Raw genomic sequence first — 12,762 nt, forward strand, 5'->3', positions numbered from 1 at the left:
GTGCCTGCGTGGTGCAGGTGCGCGGCCATCTTGGGGACGCAACATGAAAGGATTCTTACGCTTTGGCGAGCGAGCACCGAAAGTGGGACGCGGTGCATGGATTGCGTGCGGTCGACGGCGTACCCACCAACGCTGGGTACCTACCGCTACCTACTCGGCTGCCAATTGATCCATGCGAATGCGATTGGCGAACAGGGAGAACGCCAGCATGCCGGCCAGCCCGTTGGCGCGGCTGACCCAGTGCGGCAACCAGCGCGGGGGGCGCAGGATGCCTTCTTCGAACAACGGCGCGAAATCCACCGCATCGGTCAGCGACATTTTGCCGGCGAACAACCAGCGGCAGTACTGCAGCCGGTCTTCGGCCAGCATGTGGCGGAAGAAGGTATGCACCGACACCAATCCACGCAGGTACACGGTGTCCTTGGTGAAGGCCGCGCCGCCGGTGGCGGGCACGCCACGGAACACGCGCTGGGCCGAGGCGAAGCTCTCTTCGTTGTTCTGCCCGGCATCGCAGAAGTAGCGGAACACCTGGATGAAATCCGCGCCTTCGCGTGCCATCGCGATGGCTTCGGTGCGCAGGCTGATGCGCTTGAGCCGCTCGATGTCGATGCTGCCGGTGATCTGCTCGGCGAACGTGGCCAGCCCTTCCTGGGTGGCGGTCACCCGAGGCGAGGACAACGCCAGGCTGGGCAGGTGCGGCTGTTCGCGGCCGTTGAGCGCGGTGAGCGAATGCACCAGCGCTTCATGGTGGAACAGCTGCGCGCGGTCGTAGGCGCTGAAGCGCGCACTGGTGCGCAGGCGGATGCGGGTGGGGCCGGCGGCGGCCTTGGAGATCAACTCCGGATCCAGCTGCACGCTGATGATGCGCGATTCAAAGAACGCATCCAGGTCGCTCTGCAGCTGCAGCTGCAATGCGGTGGCCGAGACCGGCACCTGTTCTTCGGGGGCGAGCAGTTCGTGGTCCAGTTCCTGCGCGATCTGGATGAAGTGGCGGGCCGCTTCGCGGGTGCTGGGCCCGTTGCCCGGCAGCGGCTGCTCGGGCGAGCCGAACAGCTCCACCGAGTAACGGTCCACGGCAGCGGTGCCCAGCGACTCGAGCAGGCCGGCGGCCAGGTCCCAGCTGTGGGCGGAGCGGCGGATGTACAGGCCGATCGGGTGGTCGGCATCGCACTGGGCGCTGATCGCGGCCAGTTCCCGGCGGGTGTCGGCGAAATCAAGTTTCGGGTAGTCCAGCACCGGCAGCACCGGCTGGCCACGCGCCACGCTGGCCAGGAACGGGGCCTGCAGGGCGGCCGGCCAGCTGGTCAGGCCCAGCAACCGGAGGCCCCCCACGGCCTCCACCAGCCGGGCGTCCAGCTCGGTGTGGTGGGCCACATCCCGATCCACGGTCATCGGCGGGCGGTGAGGAGCGATGCTCATGAAGCGGACATTAGCAGGGTCAACCGAGGGGTTGGCAACCGGGTGCGGGCGGGGCACTAATAGCCTATAGTTGGAACAAGAGTAGCCAGAGGATAGGACGATGCCCGCAGCCAGCAAGCGCGCCCCCGCGTCGCCCAAGGTCGAGTCGTACGCCATGGGCCCCTTGGAGAACCCCCGTTCTGCGCAGGTCGTGCGCGATGCGACAACGGTGAAGTTCAAACTGCCGGTGAAGCTGGATTCGTTCAGGGCCTTGCTGCGCACCGCACCGCTTGCCGAGCGCGTGCAGATCGAACGCGAAGGCGTGCCCTACCAGGTGGTGAAGGGCCTGATCGATGAGATATTCGACAGCAGTACCGAATTCCAGACCTTCGTGCGCATTCCCAAAGCCACCTTTACCAAGAAGATGCGGGACAGGTCCCTGTTCGCCGGCACCACCGGGCAGTCCGTCGTGGGGTTGATGGAATTGATCAACCGCGTGGAAGACATGCTCGCGGCCGAGCGCGACAACGAACAGGCGCGTGGCTTCGACGTGGAGAAGTGGGTCGGCGAATGGATCCAGCGGCCGCAGCCTGCATTGGGCGGCCTGGCACCGGCTGACGTGATGGATACGCCCACCGGCCGTGCGTCGGTGATGCGGGTGCTGGGGGCCATCCAGAGCGGCGCCTATCAATGAAGCTGGCCCGCATTGGCTCGACAGGGCCTGCGTGGGCGCCCGACGACATCAGTGGCACCGGCGCCGCCTGTTCGCCTGGCCGCTGGAACCGGCCTGGCGAGAAGGTGGTGTATGCGGCCCCCACTCTCGCCATGGCGGTCCTGGAGACCGCCGCGCATATCGATGACAACGGCCTGCCGCTGAACAAGTACGTGATCGAGATCGACGTACCGGATGAGGTTTGGGCGGCGCGTCTTGTCACGTCCGCAGCCACGCTGCCGATAGGTTGGGACGCCATTCCACACGGCATGATCTCGGTGAACACGGGATCTGCGTGGTACAGCGCGGGCGCTCACGCGATCATCGAACTACCGTCGGTGATCGCGCCCGAAGAGACCATTGTTCTCATCAACGCCCAGCATCCGGACGCCCAGCGCATGACCGCGCGGGCCGCGCGCCGGCTTCAGTACAAGCTGCTGTTCCGGGGCAGAGGCCGGTAATCGAGGCGCGGAGGTGCGCCTCAGCGCTTTTTGCCCGGCGGGCGCCACTGCGCACCCTTGCTCACGTGCTTGCGCTCCAGCGCCTGCTGGGCCTGGCGCACCGCCAGCTTGGCGGCCGCGGCGGCCACTTCTTCCTTCAGCTTGAAGTAGTTGAGCAGCCGCTCTTCATCCAGCTCACCGGAATCGATCGCCGCGCGCACCGCACACCCCGGCTCACGCTGGTGGGCGCAATCGCGGAAGCGGCACTGTGCGGCCAGCGCTTCCACGTCGGCGAACCCCACTTCGCCCAGCGCTTCTTCGCCGGTCGGCTTGAGCTCACGCATGCCGGGAGTGTCGATCAGGCAGGCGCCCGACGGCATCGGAATCAGCGCGCGGTGGGTGGTGGTGTGGCGACCCTTGGAGTCGTTGCCCCGCACTTCGGCGGTCTTCATCAGCTCGTAGCCGAGCAGCGTGTTGGTCAGGGTCGACTTGCCGGCGCCGGAGGAACCGACCAGGACCACGGTCTGCCCGGCGCCGAGCCACGGCAGCAGCGCGCTGGCACTGGCCGGGTCGCGCCCATTGATGGCAAGCAGCGGGATGTCCTGCGCGGCCAGTTCTTCGAGCACGGCCAGGGCGTCTTCGCTGTATTCGGTCTGGTCGGCCTTGGTCAGCACCACCACCGGCTGCGCGCCGCCACCGCCCACGAGCATCAGGTAACGCTCGATCCGGCGCGGGTTGAAGTCCGAATCCAGCCCGCAGACGATGAACACGGTATCGATGTTGGCCGCGATCACCTGCTGGTGGTAATGCTCGCCGGCCGCACCGCGCTTGATCGCGGTGCGCCGCGGCAGCAGCGCCACGATCAGGATGCCGTCCAGCAGCACCCAGTCGCCCACGGCCGCGCGTTCGTGGCTGGGGAAGCGTGGGCGCTGCCATTCGGCGGGGGATTCGGTCTTGATCGCCGCGCCCGGGGCATCGGCCACCACGTAGCCCGTACGGTGCTGTTCAACCACCCGGCCCGGGCGGGCCTGGGGGTACTGCTCGAACAGGGCCTGCCAGGCAGGCAGTTCGGGGGCGCCTGCCCAGGGCCAGCCCATGGTCTGCAGGGCGCGGTAGTCGATCGGTTCGCTCATGCGCCCATTCTAGAGGCATCGGCGGCAACTGCCCGCCAATACTGGGAATTTGCCCGGGAAGCCTTGCCCTGCAACGCAGCATTTCCGCTAGTATGCGATTTCCATGCCCGAACCACGGCCCAGTCATGTCCACGCCCCCGCTGAAGCCGCTTGCCACCCGCGAGCGCCTGTCCGAAGTCCGCTACGAGATCCGGGGCGAACTGGCGCGGCGAGCGCGTGAGCTGGAGGCGCAGGGGCGCAAGCTGATCAAGCTGAACATCGGCAACCCGGGCAACTTCGGGTTCCGCGCGCCCGAACACCTGCAGCGCGCCATTGCCGATGACATGGGCCGCACCGATCCGTACACCCACCAGCAGGGCCTGCCGGAGGCACGCGAGGCCATTGCCGCCGCGTATGCCCGGCGTGGCGCGCCGGATGCGCACCCGGACCGGGTGTTCATCGGCAATGGCGTCAGCGAGCTGATCGACCTGTCGCTGCGCGCCCTGCTCAACCCCGGCGACGAAGTGCTGGTGCCCTCGCCCGACTACCCGCTGTGGTCGGCGGCAACCATCCTCAACGATGGCCGCCCGGTGTACTACCGCTGCGCACCGGAAAACGGCTTCCAGCCGGACCCGGTGGAGATCGAGACACTGGTGTCTTCGCGCACCCGCGCCATCGTGCTGATCAACCCGAACAACCCCAGCGGCGCCAGCTATTCGCGCGAGCTGCTGGAGCGCATCGTGGCCATCGCCGCCAAGCACAACCTGCTGCTGATGGTCGATGAGATCTACGACCAGATCCTGTACGACGACGCGCAGTTCCAGCCGGTGGCCCCGCTGGCCGGCGAACATCCGTGCATCACCTTCAGCGGCCTGAGCAAGGTGCACCGCGCCTGCGGCTGGCGCGTGGGCTGGGCGATGCTGTCCGGTGCGGCCGAACGGCTGGGCGAGTTCCGCGCCGCGATGGACCTGCTCAGCGCGCTGCGCCTGTGCGCCAACGTGCCGGGCCAGTACGCCATCGATGCGGCGGTGAACGGCCCGGACACGGTGTCGGCGCTCTGCGCCCCCGGTGGCCGCCTGTATGAAACCCGCCGCGCGGTGATCGAGGCCTGCAACGCCAGCGAGCACCTGTCGCTGGTGGCCCCGGCCGGTGCGCTGTACGCGTTCCCGGCCGTGGTGGGCGCGGCCGCGCGCAGCTTCGACGACCACGATTTCGCGCTGGAACTGATGAACGAGGAAGGCGTGCTGGTGGTACCCGGGTCGAGCTTCAACGTGCCCTACCGCCACCATTTCCGGGTGACGCTGCTGCCGGAGGCCGAGGTGATGCGCGATGTGTTCGCACGCATCGACCGGGCGCTGGCCCGCCGCGCCGAGGCCAACACCAAGGTGGTGCCGCTCAAGCCGCGCAGCGCGGTGGCCTGAGGTGGCGCTGTCCTACCTGGCCCTGGGCGATTCCTACACCATCGGTGAAGGCGTGGCCCCGGCCGGGCGCTGGCCGGTGCAGCTGGCCACGGCGCTGCAGGAAGCCGGCCACGTAGTGGCCGAACCGCAGATCATCGCCACCACCGGCTGGACCACCGACGAGCTGGATGCGGGCATCGATGCCGCCGCCCCCAAGGGGCCGTTTGGCCTGGTGAGCCTGCTGATCGGGGTCAACGACCAGTACCGCGGCCGCAGCGTGGAAGAGTACCGCCCGCGCTTCACCGCCCTGCTGCAGCGCGCGCTCGGCTTTGCCGGGCAGCAGCGCCGGCGGGTGCTGGTGCTGTCCATTCCGGACTGGGGCGTGACCCCGTTCGCCCGCGAGAACAAGCGCGACCCGGCGCAGATCGCACGCGAACTGGATGCCTACAACGCGGCCGCGCAGGCGATCTGTGCCGAGCACGCGGTGGCATTCGTGGACATCACCGCGATCAGCCGCGAACGCGGTGCGGAACCTGGCATGCTGGTCGACGATGGCCTGCACCCGTCGGCGGCGATGTATACCGAATGGACGCGCCGGGCCTTCCCGGTCGTACGCGCCCACCTGGATGACGAGGCAGCACGCTGAGCACGGACGCATTACCACTGGCCAGGGAACAGGCCCACCGCATCGCCGATGCCTTCATGCCGGCGCAGCGCTTCGGCAACCGCCGCGATTACTACTACAGCCGCGGCAAGCTCGGCAGCGACCCGCTGTATCCGGGCGTGCTGGGTGCGCTGGCGCCGTGTTCGCTGCCGCTGCTGGATATCGGCTGCGGGCTGGGGTTGCTGGCCCATGTGCTGCGCCAGAACCAACGCGCCCAGCCTTACCAGGGCGTGGATATCGATGCGGACAAGATCGCCCGTGCACAGCGTGCCGGTGCGCGCGCGGGGCTGCACGATGCGCGCTTCGAGTGCGTGGATGCCAGCGCTGCCCTGCCCGACCACCACGGCAGCGTGGCGCTGCTGGACGTGCTGCAGTACCTGCCGGCCGACGCGCAGCCAGTGCTGCTGCGCGACGCGGCGGCCCGGGTCGCACCCGGCGGGCGGCTGGTGATCCGCACCACGCTGGCCGACAACAGCGGGCGCGACCGCACCACGCGGATCACCGACATGCTGGCGCACCTGGTCGGCTGGATGGGCACGCGGCCCCGGCATTACCCGGATGCGGCCAGTGTGCGCGCACCGCTGGAGGCCGCCGGGCTGCAGCTGGAGATGACGCCGCTGTACGGCAATACGCCGTTCAACAACTGGCTGGTGACCGCCGTGCGTGGGGACGCCGCATGAACACGCCGCGCCCCCGCCATTCCGCGCTGGGCATCGCCGCGCTGGTGGTGAGCCTGGTGGCGCTGGTGCTGTTCGCGGTCACTGCGCATGTGGCCCACCTGCCCCGCTATGCGGGCATGCACGAGGTGCCGGTGGCGGTGCTGGTGATGTTGTTCGTGGCGCTGGGCGTCACGGTGGTGGGCCTGCTGCTGGGCATCGGCAGCGCGCTGCAGCACCAGCGCCGCCGGGTCACCGGCGTGCTGGCGCTGGGGCTGTCGATCACCTTGTTGTGGGCGCAGGCGTCGCTGGGGAGCTGGATCCACCAGCAATGGGTGGATGCGCACCCGACAGCGGAGGCAGGGGCAACGCCGCACTGAGGCCACGCGCCTGGAGGGCCTGCAGCACCGCTTCGATGATCGCGAGGTTGTGGCCGTGGGCGGCGCCTTCGTGCAGCAGCACGATCGCGCCGGGGCGCAGCCGGGCGACGATGCGGTCGACCACCACCTGCGGCTGGCAGTCCACGCCGTCGAAACCGCGTGCGCTCCAGCCCACCCGGGTCAGGCCCCAGCGCTTCAGCGCGGGGGCCACGAACGGGTTGGTCATGCCCACCACCGAGCGGTACCAGCGCGGCGGGGTGCCGGCAATGTCCGTCAGGGCCTGCTGGCACTGCGCGATCTCGTCGGCCATGGTGGCCGGGCCGAGCCGCCAGAAGCGGGTCTGCGGGTGGCGGTGGCTGTGGTTGCCCAGGTCGTGGCCCCGCGCCAGCACCTGCCGCACCCGTTCCGGCCGGGCGGCAGCGCGCTCGCCGACCATGAAGAAGGTGGCCTTCGCCTGGTAGCGGTCCAGCAGGTCCAGCACGGCCGGGGTCTCTTCCGAGGGGCCGTCATCAATCGTCAGCCAGACCTGTTCAGCCGGGGCCGGCAGGTGGCTCAGCACCGGGGCGTAGAAGCGGCTGTTGGGCAGGAACACCGGCACCAGGAACAGGGCGTGCGAGGCCACCATCAACGGCAGCCCGATGGTCCAGCCCCAGGCCCACCAGGCCAGCACCACGGCCAGCTGGGACAGCAGCAGCCAGGGCAGCCAGCGCCACGGGCGGCGGGGAATGCGATGCAACGTTTCCGGTACGGTCATGCCCCATGATGCCATGCCGCGTAGAATGTACGGTTCGAAACTCCGGACCCGACCACCATGTCCCTTGATCCCGCCCTGCGTTCGCGCATCGAATCGATTCTTACCGCCAACCGCGTCGTGCTGTTCATGAAGGGCCAGCCGACGATGCCGCAGTGCGGGTTCTCGGCCAAGGCCGTGGGCGCGCTGCAGGACCTGGGCGTGGAGTTCGCCCACGTCAACGTGCTGGCCGACGCGGAAATCCGCGAAGGCATCAAGGCCTACGGCGACTGGCCGACCATCCCGCAGCTGTACATCGACAGCGAACTGGTCGGCGGCAGCGACATCATCCTGCAGATGGCCAGCAGCGGTGAGCTGAGCAGCGTGCTGGGCCTGGCCGCGCCGGACCGCACCCCGCCGAGCATCACCGTGACCCCGGCCGCGGTGGAAATGCTGCGCGGTGCGCTGGCCGATGCACCGGGTGCCTCGCTGCAGCTGAGCATCGATGCCAGCTTCCAGCCGAACTTCCAGCTGGCCCCGCACGACGACAACGCCATTGCCGCCGAATCCAACGGCCTGCGCGTGCAGTTCGACCTGGCCAGCGCGCGCCGCGCCGATGGCATCACGATCGACTGGGTGGACGACATCCGTGGCAAGGGCCTGGCCATCGACAACCCGAACGCGCCGAAGGCCGTGCAGGAACTGGCCGTTCGCGACGCCGACGACCAGCGCCGCGCCGGCACCCTGACCGTGGTGGATGTGCGCCCGGCCGATGAGCGTGCGATTGCCGCGATCGAGGGCACGTTCGAAACCTTCGACGGCGACAACCGCGCCCGCCTGGAAGCCCTGCCGAAGGACACCCCGCTGGCGTTCCTGTGCCACCACGGTGGCCGCAGCGCGCAGGCGGCCGAGCAGTTCCGTGCGCTGGGCTTCAGCAAGGTCTACAACATCACCGGCGGCATCGATGCCTGGTCGGATGCGGTGGACAACAGCGTGCCGAAGTATTGATCGCAGGTTGAACTGCGATGGATGAAAAAAACGCCGGCATTGCCGGCGTTTTTTTTCAGCCGGCGAAGCCGCCTTCGGCAAGGTAGTCCAACTCTTCCGGCGTTGGCATCCGCCCCAGTACCGCATTGCGATGCGGGAACCGGCCGAAGCGGCGGATGATGTCGCGGTGCAGTTCGGCGTACTGCAGGTATTCCTTGTCGCCCAGCACGTCGAACATGGCCACCGAACGCTCCTGGTCCTGCGGGTCTTCGGAATGCTCGAACGGCAGGTAGATGAAGGCACGCAGCTTGGGCACCAGCTGCAGGTCCAAGCCTTCTTCCACCGCGCGCATGGCGTAGTGGCGGGCCAGGCCGTCGGTGGCGTAGGAATGGGCGGTGTCGCGGAAGCAGTTGCGCGGGAACTGGTCGAGCAGGATCATCAGCGCCAGCGCGCCATCGGCCGTTTCCAGCCAATGCTCGCGCGCACGCCGGGCGGCGGCGAAGTGTTCGTCCAGGAATGCCTCGCGGAAACGCGCATCGAACGCGTCATCGCGCGCGAACCACTGCTGCGGTCCCGCGTTGCGCCAGAATTCCACTACTTGTGCCGCCACGTCCATTCACTACCCCTGCGGGCGGCGCGCCTTCCAGGCGCCCACCCATGCCATTGCCATCATTCGTCAAAGCGCAGGTGGCGGACCGACTTGCCGTTGCGCCGTATAAGCTTAAGCGCCTCGATACCTATCTGGATATGGTTTTCAACGAACTGGGAGCTGACCTTGGCGTCGGACGCCTCGGTTTTGACCCCATCGGGGATCATCGGCTGGTCGGACACCAGCAGCAGGGCGCCGATCGGAATGTGGTTGGCGAAGCCGGCCGCGAACAGGGTGGCCGTTTCCATGTCGATGGCCATGCAGCGCATCAGCCGCAGCTTTTCCTTGAACGCCTCGTCGTGTTCCCAGACCCGCCGGTTGGTGGTGTAGACGGTGCCGGTCCAGTAATCGTGACCGAGGTCGCGGATCGTGGTGGAGACCGCACGCTGCAGCGCGAACGCCGGCAGCGCGGGAACTTCCGGCGGCAGGTAGTCGCTGGAGGTGCCCTCGCCGCGGATCGCCGCAATGGGCAGGATCAGGTCGCCCAGCTGGTTCTTGCGCTTGAGCCCGCCGCACTTGCCCAGGAACAGCACGGCCTTGGGCATCACCGCCGAGAGCAGGTCCATCACGATGGCCGCGTTGGGGCTGCCCATGCCGAAGTTGATCAGGGTGATGCCATCGCTGGTGACGCTGGCCATCGGCCGGTCCAGGCCCTGCACCGGCGCGCCGGTGAGCTGGGAAAACACATGCAGGTAGCCACCGAAGTTGGTCAGCAGTACGTGCGGGCCGAACTGGTCCAGTGCCACGCCGGTGTAGCGCGGCAGCCAGTTTTCGACGATTTCCTGTTTGTTCTTCATGGCGCGGCTCGACGTGGCATCCCGTTCAATTCGGCAATTGTCCTGCGGATCAACGAATAAGCAAGCCGGCAGCGGACGTGGCATGCACTTGGCCACTTGGCAACGCGCCGGCCAGCGGCTAGCGTCGCGGGGGATCTTTCACGCCGCATCGGGGATGACATGCATACACGATTGACCGCCGGGCTGGGCCTGGCGCTGTTCGGCTTGGTTGCGCCTTCGGCGCCGGCGGCGTCGCGCTTCACCCAGGACCCCTACCCCAGCACCTATGCGCCGATCGCCTCGGCCCCGGTGCTGATCCGCAATGCCACCGTGCTCACCGGCACCGGCGCGCGCCTGGAACAGACCGACCTGCTGCTGCGCGATGGCCGCATCGCCGCGCTGGGCAGCGCGCTGGAGGCACCGGCCAACGCGGTGCAGGTCGATGGCACCGGCAAGTGGGTGACCCCCGGCATCATCGACGTGCATTCGCACCTGGGCGTGTACCCCAGCCCGGGCGTAAGCGCGCATGCGGATGGCAATGAAATGACCGCACCGGTCACCGCCAACGTGTGGGCCGAGCATTCGGTCTGGCCGCAGGACCCTGGCTTTGCCGCCGCCCTGGCGGGCGGAGTGACCTCGATGCAGGTGCTGCCCGGCTCGGCCAACCTGGTCGGCGGGCGCGGGGTGACGTTGAAGAACGTTCCCGCCACCACCTACCAGGCAATGAAGTTCCCCGGCGCGCCGTGGGGCCTGAAGATGGCCTGCGGCGAGAACCCCAAGCGCGTCTATGGCGGTGGCAAGGGCGTGGCGCCGGGTACGCGCATGGGCAACGTGGCCGGCTACCGCGCCGCCTTCATCGACGCCAGCGAATACCTGGCCAAGAACGCCCCGAAGAAGGTCAAGAAGAAGCGCTGGTTCGGCGGCAGCGACAAGGGCGACAGCGCCGGCGATACCGGCGGCAAGCGCGACCTGAAGCTGGACACGCTGGCCGGCGCCATCGACGGCGACATCCGCGTGCACATCCACTGCTACCGCGCCGATGAAATGGCCACGATGCTGGACCTGTCCAAGGAATTCGGTTTCAAGATCGCCGCGTTCCACCACGGCGTGGAGGCCTACAAGCTGGCCGACCGGCTGGCCGCCGAAGGCGTCTGCGGTGCGCTGTGGGCCGACTGGTGGGGCTTCAAGATGGAAGCCTTCGACGGCATCCAGGAAAACATCGCGCTGGTGGACCGCCCGGCCAACAGCTGCGCGATCGTGCATTCGGATTCGCCCGAGGGCATCCAGCGGCTCAACCAGGAAGCCGCCAAGGTGATCGCCAACGCGCGCCGCGCCGGCATGCAGATCGCACCTGAGCGCGCCATCGGCTGGCTGACCTCCAATGCCGCGCGCTCGCTGGGCGTGGAGAAGCAGACCGGCAGCCTGGAGGTGGGCAAGATGGGCGATGTGGTGGTGTGGAACGGCAGCCCCTTCAGTTCCTACGCGCTGGCCGAGAAGGTCTATATCGACGGCCACCAGGTCTACGACCGCCAGGACGTGCGCCGGCAGCCGCTGTCGGACTTCATGCTGGGCCAGGAGGCACGCCCATGACCGCCCCCCGCGTACTGCAGCGCAGCCTGCTGGTGCTGGCACTGCTTGGCGCAGCGCCCGCCAGTTGGGCGCAGGACCTGCTGATCCGCAATGCCACGGTGCACACCGCCAGCGCGCGCGGCAGCCTGGACCACGCCGATGTGCTGGTCCAGGGCGGCGTGATCCGCGCCGTGGGTACCGGCCTGGCCACGCCGGCCGGCGCCACGGTGGTGGAGGCCAATGGCCGCCCGCTGACCCCGGCGTTCTTCGGCGGCATCACCGATATCGGCATCGATGAAGTGTCCGGCGAATCCACCACGGTGGACAGCGGGTTGAAGCTGCAGGACCAGCCGATGCGCCCGGAGTTCGACGTCACCCTGGCCTACAACCCGGCCTCGGTGCTGATCCCGGTTGCGCGCCTCGACGGCATCGGCTTCACCGCCTTGGGGGCCAACACCGACGGCAGCTTCATTGCCGGCCAGGGCGGGGTGATGCGGCTGGATGGCAGCGCCGACCCGATCGGTCCGCGCGCGTTGTTCATCCGGCTCGGTTCGTCCGGCGCCGAACTCACCGGCAGCTCGCGCGCGGCGCAGTGGATGCTGCTGGAGCAGATGGTGAGTGAGGCGCGCGGCCGGGTGCCGGTCGATTCGCCGCATGCCCTGCTCACCCCCGCCGGCCGCGCCACGCTGGCGCGTTACCTGGCCGGCCAGGGGCGGCTGGTGGTGGAGGTGGACCGCGCGGCGGACATCCGCCAGCTGCTGCGCTGGGCGGCGCGCGAGAAAGTGAGCATCGCCATTGCCGGCGGTGCCGAGGCGTGGCGGGTGGCGCCGCTGCTGGCCCAGGCGAAGGTGCCGGTGTTCGTGGACGCGCTGGGCAACCTGCCCACCAGTTTCGATCAGCTCGGCGCGACCCTTGAAAACGCCGCACGCCTGCATGCGGCCGGGGTGCAGGTCAGCTTCGCCCAGCGCGACGATGCCTCGCACAACGCCCGCAAGATGCGCCAGCTGGCCGGCAATGCCGTGGCCAACGGCCTGCCCTGGCAGGACGGCCTGGCCGGGCTGACCCGGGTGCCGGCGCAGGTGCTGGGCGTGGGTGACACGCTGGGCAGCATTGAGCCGGGCAAGCTGGCCGACCTGGTGCTGTGGGAAGGCGACCCGCTGGACGTGGGCCACTACGCCGAGCAGGTCTGGCTGGGTGGCCGCGCCATGCCGATGCGCTCGCGCCAGACCGAGCTGCGCGACCGCTACGCCGCCCCGGCCACCCGCGAACCCAGGGCCTATTCGCGGTAA

Annotated in this window: 14 protein-coding genes; 9 read left to right on the plus strand and 5 right to left on the minus strand. The window is 68.6% G+C overall.

Going from position 1 to position 12,762, the window contains the following annotated elements; genetic code table 11:
• Window positions 1–150: 150 nt before the first annotated feature.
• On the minus strand, window positions 151–1,419 hold the full coding sequence (locus tag NMB40_RS14610; protein ID WP_494358883.1) for a flavohemoglobin expression-modulating QEGLA motif protein: 1,269 nt from the start codon (window positions 1,417–1,419) through the stop codon (window positions 151–153).
• Between the two features lie 100 nt (window positions 1,420–1,519).
• On the opposite strand from NMB40_RS14610, the gene NMB40_RS14615 reads away from it, so the two are divergent.
• Both NMB40_RS14615 and NMB40_RS14620 read left to right on the plus strand, forming a co-directional pair.
• Window positions 1,520–2,092: an antitoxin Xre/MbcA/ParS toxin-binding domain-containing protein gene (locus NMB40_RS14615; RefSeq protein ID WP_494358884.1), complete on the plus strand. Its 573-nt coding sequence runs from the start codon at window positions 1,520–1,522 to the stop codon at window positions 2,090–2,092.
• Window positions 2,089–2,571 (plus strand): RES family NAD+ phosphorylase, encoded by a 483-nt coding sequence (locus NMB40_RS14620; RefSeq protein WP_494358885.1) that lies wholly within the window; start codon window positions 2,089–2,091, stop codon window positions 2,569–2,571. Before NMB40_RS14615 ends, NMB40_RS14620 begins: the two co-directional genes overlap by 4 nt.
• A 20-nt stretch (window positions 2,572–2,591) precedes the next feature.
• Here NMB40_RS14620 and rsgA read toward each other — a convergent pair whose 3' ends face one another.
• Window positions 2,592–3,683, minus strand: a complete 1,092-nt coding sequence (rsgA, locus tag NMB40_RS14625) for a ribosome small subunit-dependent GTPase A (RefSeq protein WP_282247259.1) — start codon at window positions 3,681–3,683, stop codon at window positions 2,592–2,594.
• Between the two features lie 125 nt (window positions 3,684–3,808).
• On the opposite strand from rsgA, the gene NMB40_RS14630 reads away from it, so the two are divergent.
• The 4 genes from NMB40_RS14630 to NMB40_RS14645 are packed head-to-tail and all read left to right on the plus strand — an operon-like array spanning window position 3,809 to window position 6,762.
• Window positions 3,809–5,083: a pyridoxal phosphate-dependent aminotransferase gene (locus NMB40_RS14630; RefSeq protein ID WP_282247260.1), complete on the plus strand. Its 1,275-nt coding sequence runs from the start codon at window positions 3,809–3,811 to the stop codon at window positions 5,081–5,083.
• A gap of 1 nt (window position 5,084) precedes the next feature.
• Window positions 5,085–5,708: an SGNH/GDSL hydrolase family protein gene (locus NMB40_RS14635; protein ID WP_282247261.1), complete on the plus strand. Its 624-nt coding sequence runs from the start codon at window positions 5,085–5,087 to the stop codon at window positions 5,706–5,708.
• Window positions 5,709–5,764: 56 nt separating this feature from the next.
• Window positions 5,765–6,406 (plus strand): class I SAM-dependent methyltransferase, encoded by a 642-nt coding sequence (locus NMB40_RS14640; protein WP_494358886.1) that lies wholly within the window; start codon window positions 5,765–5,767, stop codon window positions 6,404–6,406.
• On the plus strand, window positions 6,403–6,762 hold the full coding sequence (locus tag NMB40_RS14645) for a hypothetical protein (RefSeq protein ID WP_494358887.1): 360 nt from the start codon (window positions 6,403–6,405) through the stop codon (window positions 6,760–6,762). Before NMB40_RS14640 ends, NMB40_RS14645 begins: the two co-directional genes overlap by 4 nt.
• On the opposite strand, the gene NMB40_RS14650 is transcribed toward NMB40_RS14645, so the two are convergent.
• Window positions 6,665–7,516, minus strand: coding sequence for a polysaccharide deacetylase family protein (locus tag NMB40_RS14650; protein ID WP_494358888.1), 852 nt, complete (start codon window positions 7,514–7,516; stop codon window positions 6,665–6,667). The two genes, NMB40_RS14645 and NMB40_RS14650, sit on opposite strands and share 98 nt — an antisense overlap.
• 57 nt (window positions 7,517–7,573) lie before the next feature.
• Here NMB40_RS14650 and grxD point away from each other — a divergent pair, with 57 nt between their 5' ends.
• On the plus strand, window positions 7,574–8,500 hold the full coding sequence (gene grxD / locus NMB40_RS14655; protein WP_494358889.1) for a Grx4 family monothiol glutaredoxin: 927 nt from the start codon (window positions 7,574–7,576) through the stop codon (window positions 8,498–8,500).
• Window positions 8,501–8,555: 55 nt separating this feature from the next.
• Here the strand turns inward: grxD and NMB40_RS14660 are convergent, their stop codons facing one another.
• Both NMB40_RS14660 and NMB40_RS14665 read right to left on the minus strand, forming a co-directional pair.
• Window positions 8,556–9,095: a DUF924 family protein gene (locus tag NMB40_RS14660; RefSeq protein ID WP_095362913.1), complete on the minus strand. Its 540-nt coding sequence runs from the start codon at window positions 9,093–9,095 to the stop codon at window positions 8,556–8,558.
• Between the two features lie 53 nt (window positions 9,096–9,148).
• On the minus strand, window positions 9,149–9,925 hold the full coding sequence (locus tag NMB40_RS14665) for an AMP nucleosidase (protein WP_282247266.1): 777 nt from the start codon (window positions 9,923–9,925) through the stop codon (window positions 9,149–9,151).
• 159 nt (window positions 9,926–10,084) lie between these two features.
• On the opposite strand from NMB40_RS14665, the gene NMB40_RS14670 reads away from it, so the two are divergent.
• Both NMB40_RS14670 and NMB40_RS14675 read left to right on the plus strand, forming a co-directional pair.
• On the plus strand, window positions 10,085–11,494 hold the full coding sequence (locus NMB40_RS14670) for an amidohydrolase (RefSeq protein WP_494358890.1): 1,410 nt from the start codon (window positions 10,085–10,087) through the stop codon (window positions 11,492–11,494).
• Complete coding sequence (locus NMB40_RS14675) at window positions 11,491–12,762, plus strand: amidohydrolase family protein (protein ID WP_494358891.1); 1,272 nt, start codon at window positions 11,491–11,493, stop codon at window positions 12,760–12,762. The genes NMB40_RS14670 and NMB40_RS14675 overlap by 4 nt, the downstream gene beginning before the upstream one ends.

The sequence above is a fragment of the Stenotrophomonas sp. FBCC-B152 genome, from assembly GCF_059134105.1.

What these genes read in the sequence shown, in the direction of transcription:
- NMB40_RS14610 (WP_494358883.1), bottom strand. Translation starts at nt 1,419, where the DNA reads ATGAGCATCGCTCCTCACCGCCCGCCGATGACCGTGGATCGGGATGTG.
- NMB40_RS14615 (WP_494358884.1), top strand. Translation starts at nt 1,520, where the DNA reads ATGCCCGCAGCCAGCAAGCGCGCCCCCGCGTCGCCCAAGGTCGAGTCG.
- NMB40_RS14620 (WP_494358885.1), top strand. Translation starts at nt 2,089, where the DNA reads ATGAAGCTGGCCCGCATTGGCTCGACAGGGCCTGCGTGGGCGCCCGAC.
- rsgA (WP_282247259.1), bottom strand. Translation starts at nt 3,683, where the DNA reads ATGAGCGAACCGATCGACTACCGCGCCCTGCAGACCATGGGCTGGCCC.
- NMB40_RS14630 (WP_282247260.1), top strand. Translation starts at nt 3,809, where the DNA reads ATGTCCACGCCCCCGCTGAAGCCGCTTGCCACCCGCGAGCGCCTGTCC.
- NMB40_RS14640 (WP_494358886.1), top strand. Translation starts at nt 5,765, where the DNA reads ATGCCGGCGCAGCGCTTCGGCAACCGCCGCGATTACTACTACAGCCGC.
- NMB40_RS14645 (WP_494358887.1), top strand. Translation starts at nt 6,403, where the DNA reads ATGAACACGCCGCGCCCCCGCCATTCCGCGCTGGGCATCGCCGCGCTG.
- NMB40_RS14650 (WP_494358888.1), bottom strand. Translation starts at nt 7,516, where the DNA reads ATGACCGTACCGGAAACGTTGCATCGCATTCCCCGCCGCCCGTGGCGC.
- grxD (WP_494358889.1), top strand. Translation starts at nt 7,574, where the DNA reads ATGTCCCTTGATCCCGCCCTGCGTTCGCGCATCGAATCGATTCTTACC.
- NMB40_RS14660 (WP_095362913.1), bottom strand. Translation starts at nt 9,095, where the DNA reads ATGGACGTGGCGGCACAAGTAGTGGAATTCTGGCGCAACGCGGGACCG.
- NMB40_RS14665 (WP_282247266.1), bottom strand. Translation starts at nt 9,925, where the DNA reads ATGAAGAACAAACAGGAAATCGTCGAAAACTGGCTGCCGCGCTACACC.
- NMB40_RS14670 (WP_494358890.1), top strand. Translation starts at nt 10,085, where the DNA reads ATGCATACACGATTGACCGCCGGGCTGGGCCTGGCGCTGTTCGGCTTG.
- NMB40_RS14675 (WP_494358891.1), top strand. Translation starts at nt 11,491, where the DNA reads ATGACCGCCCCCCGCGTACTGCAGCGCAGCCTGCTGGTGCTGGCACTG.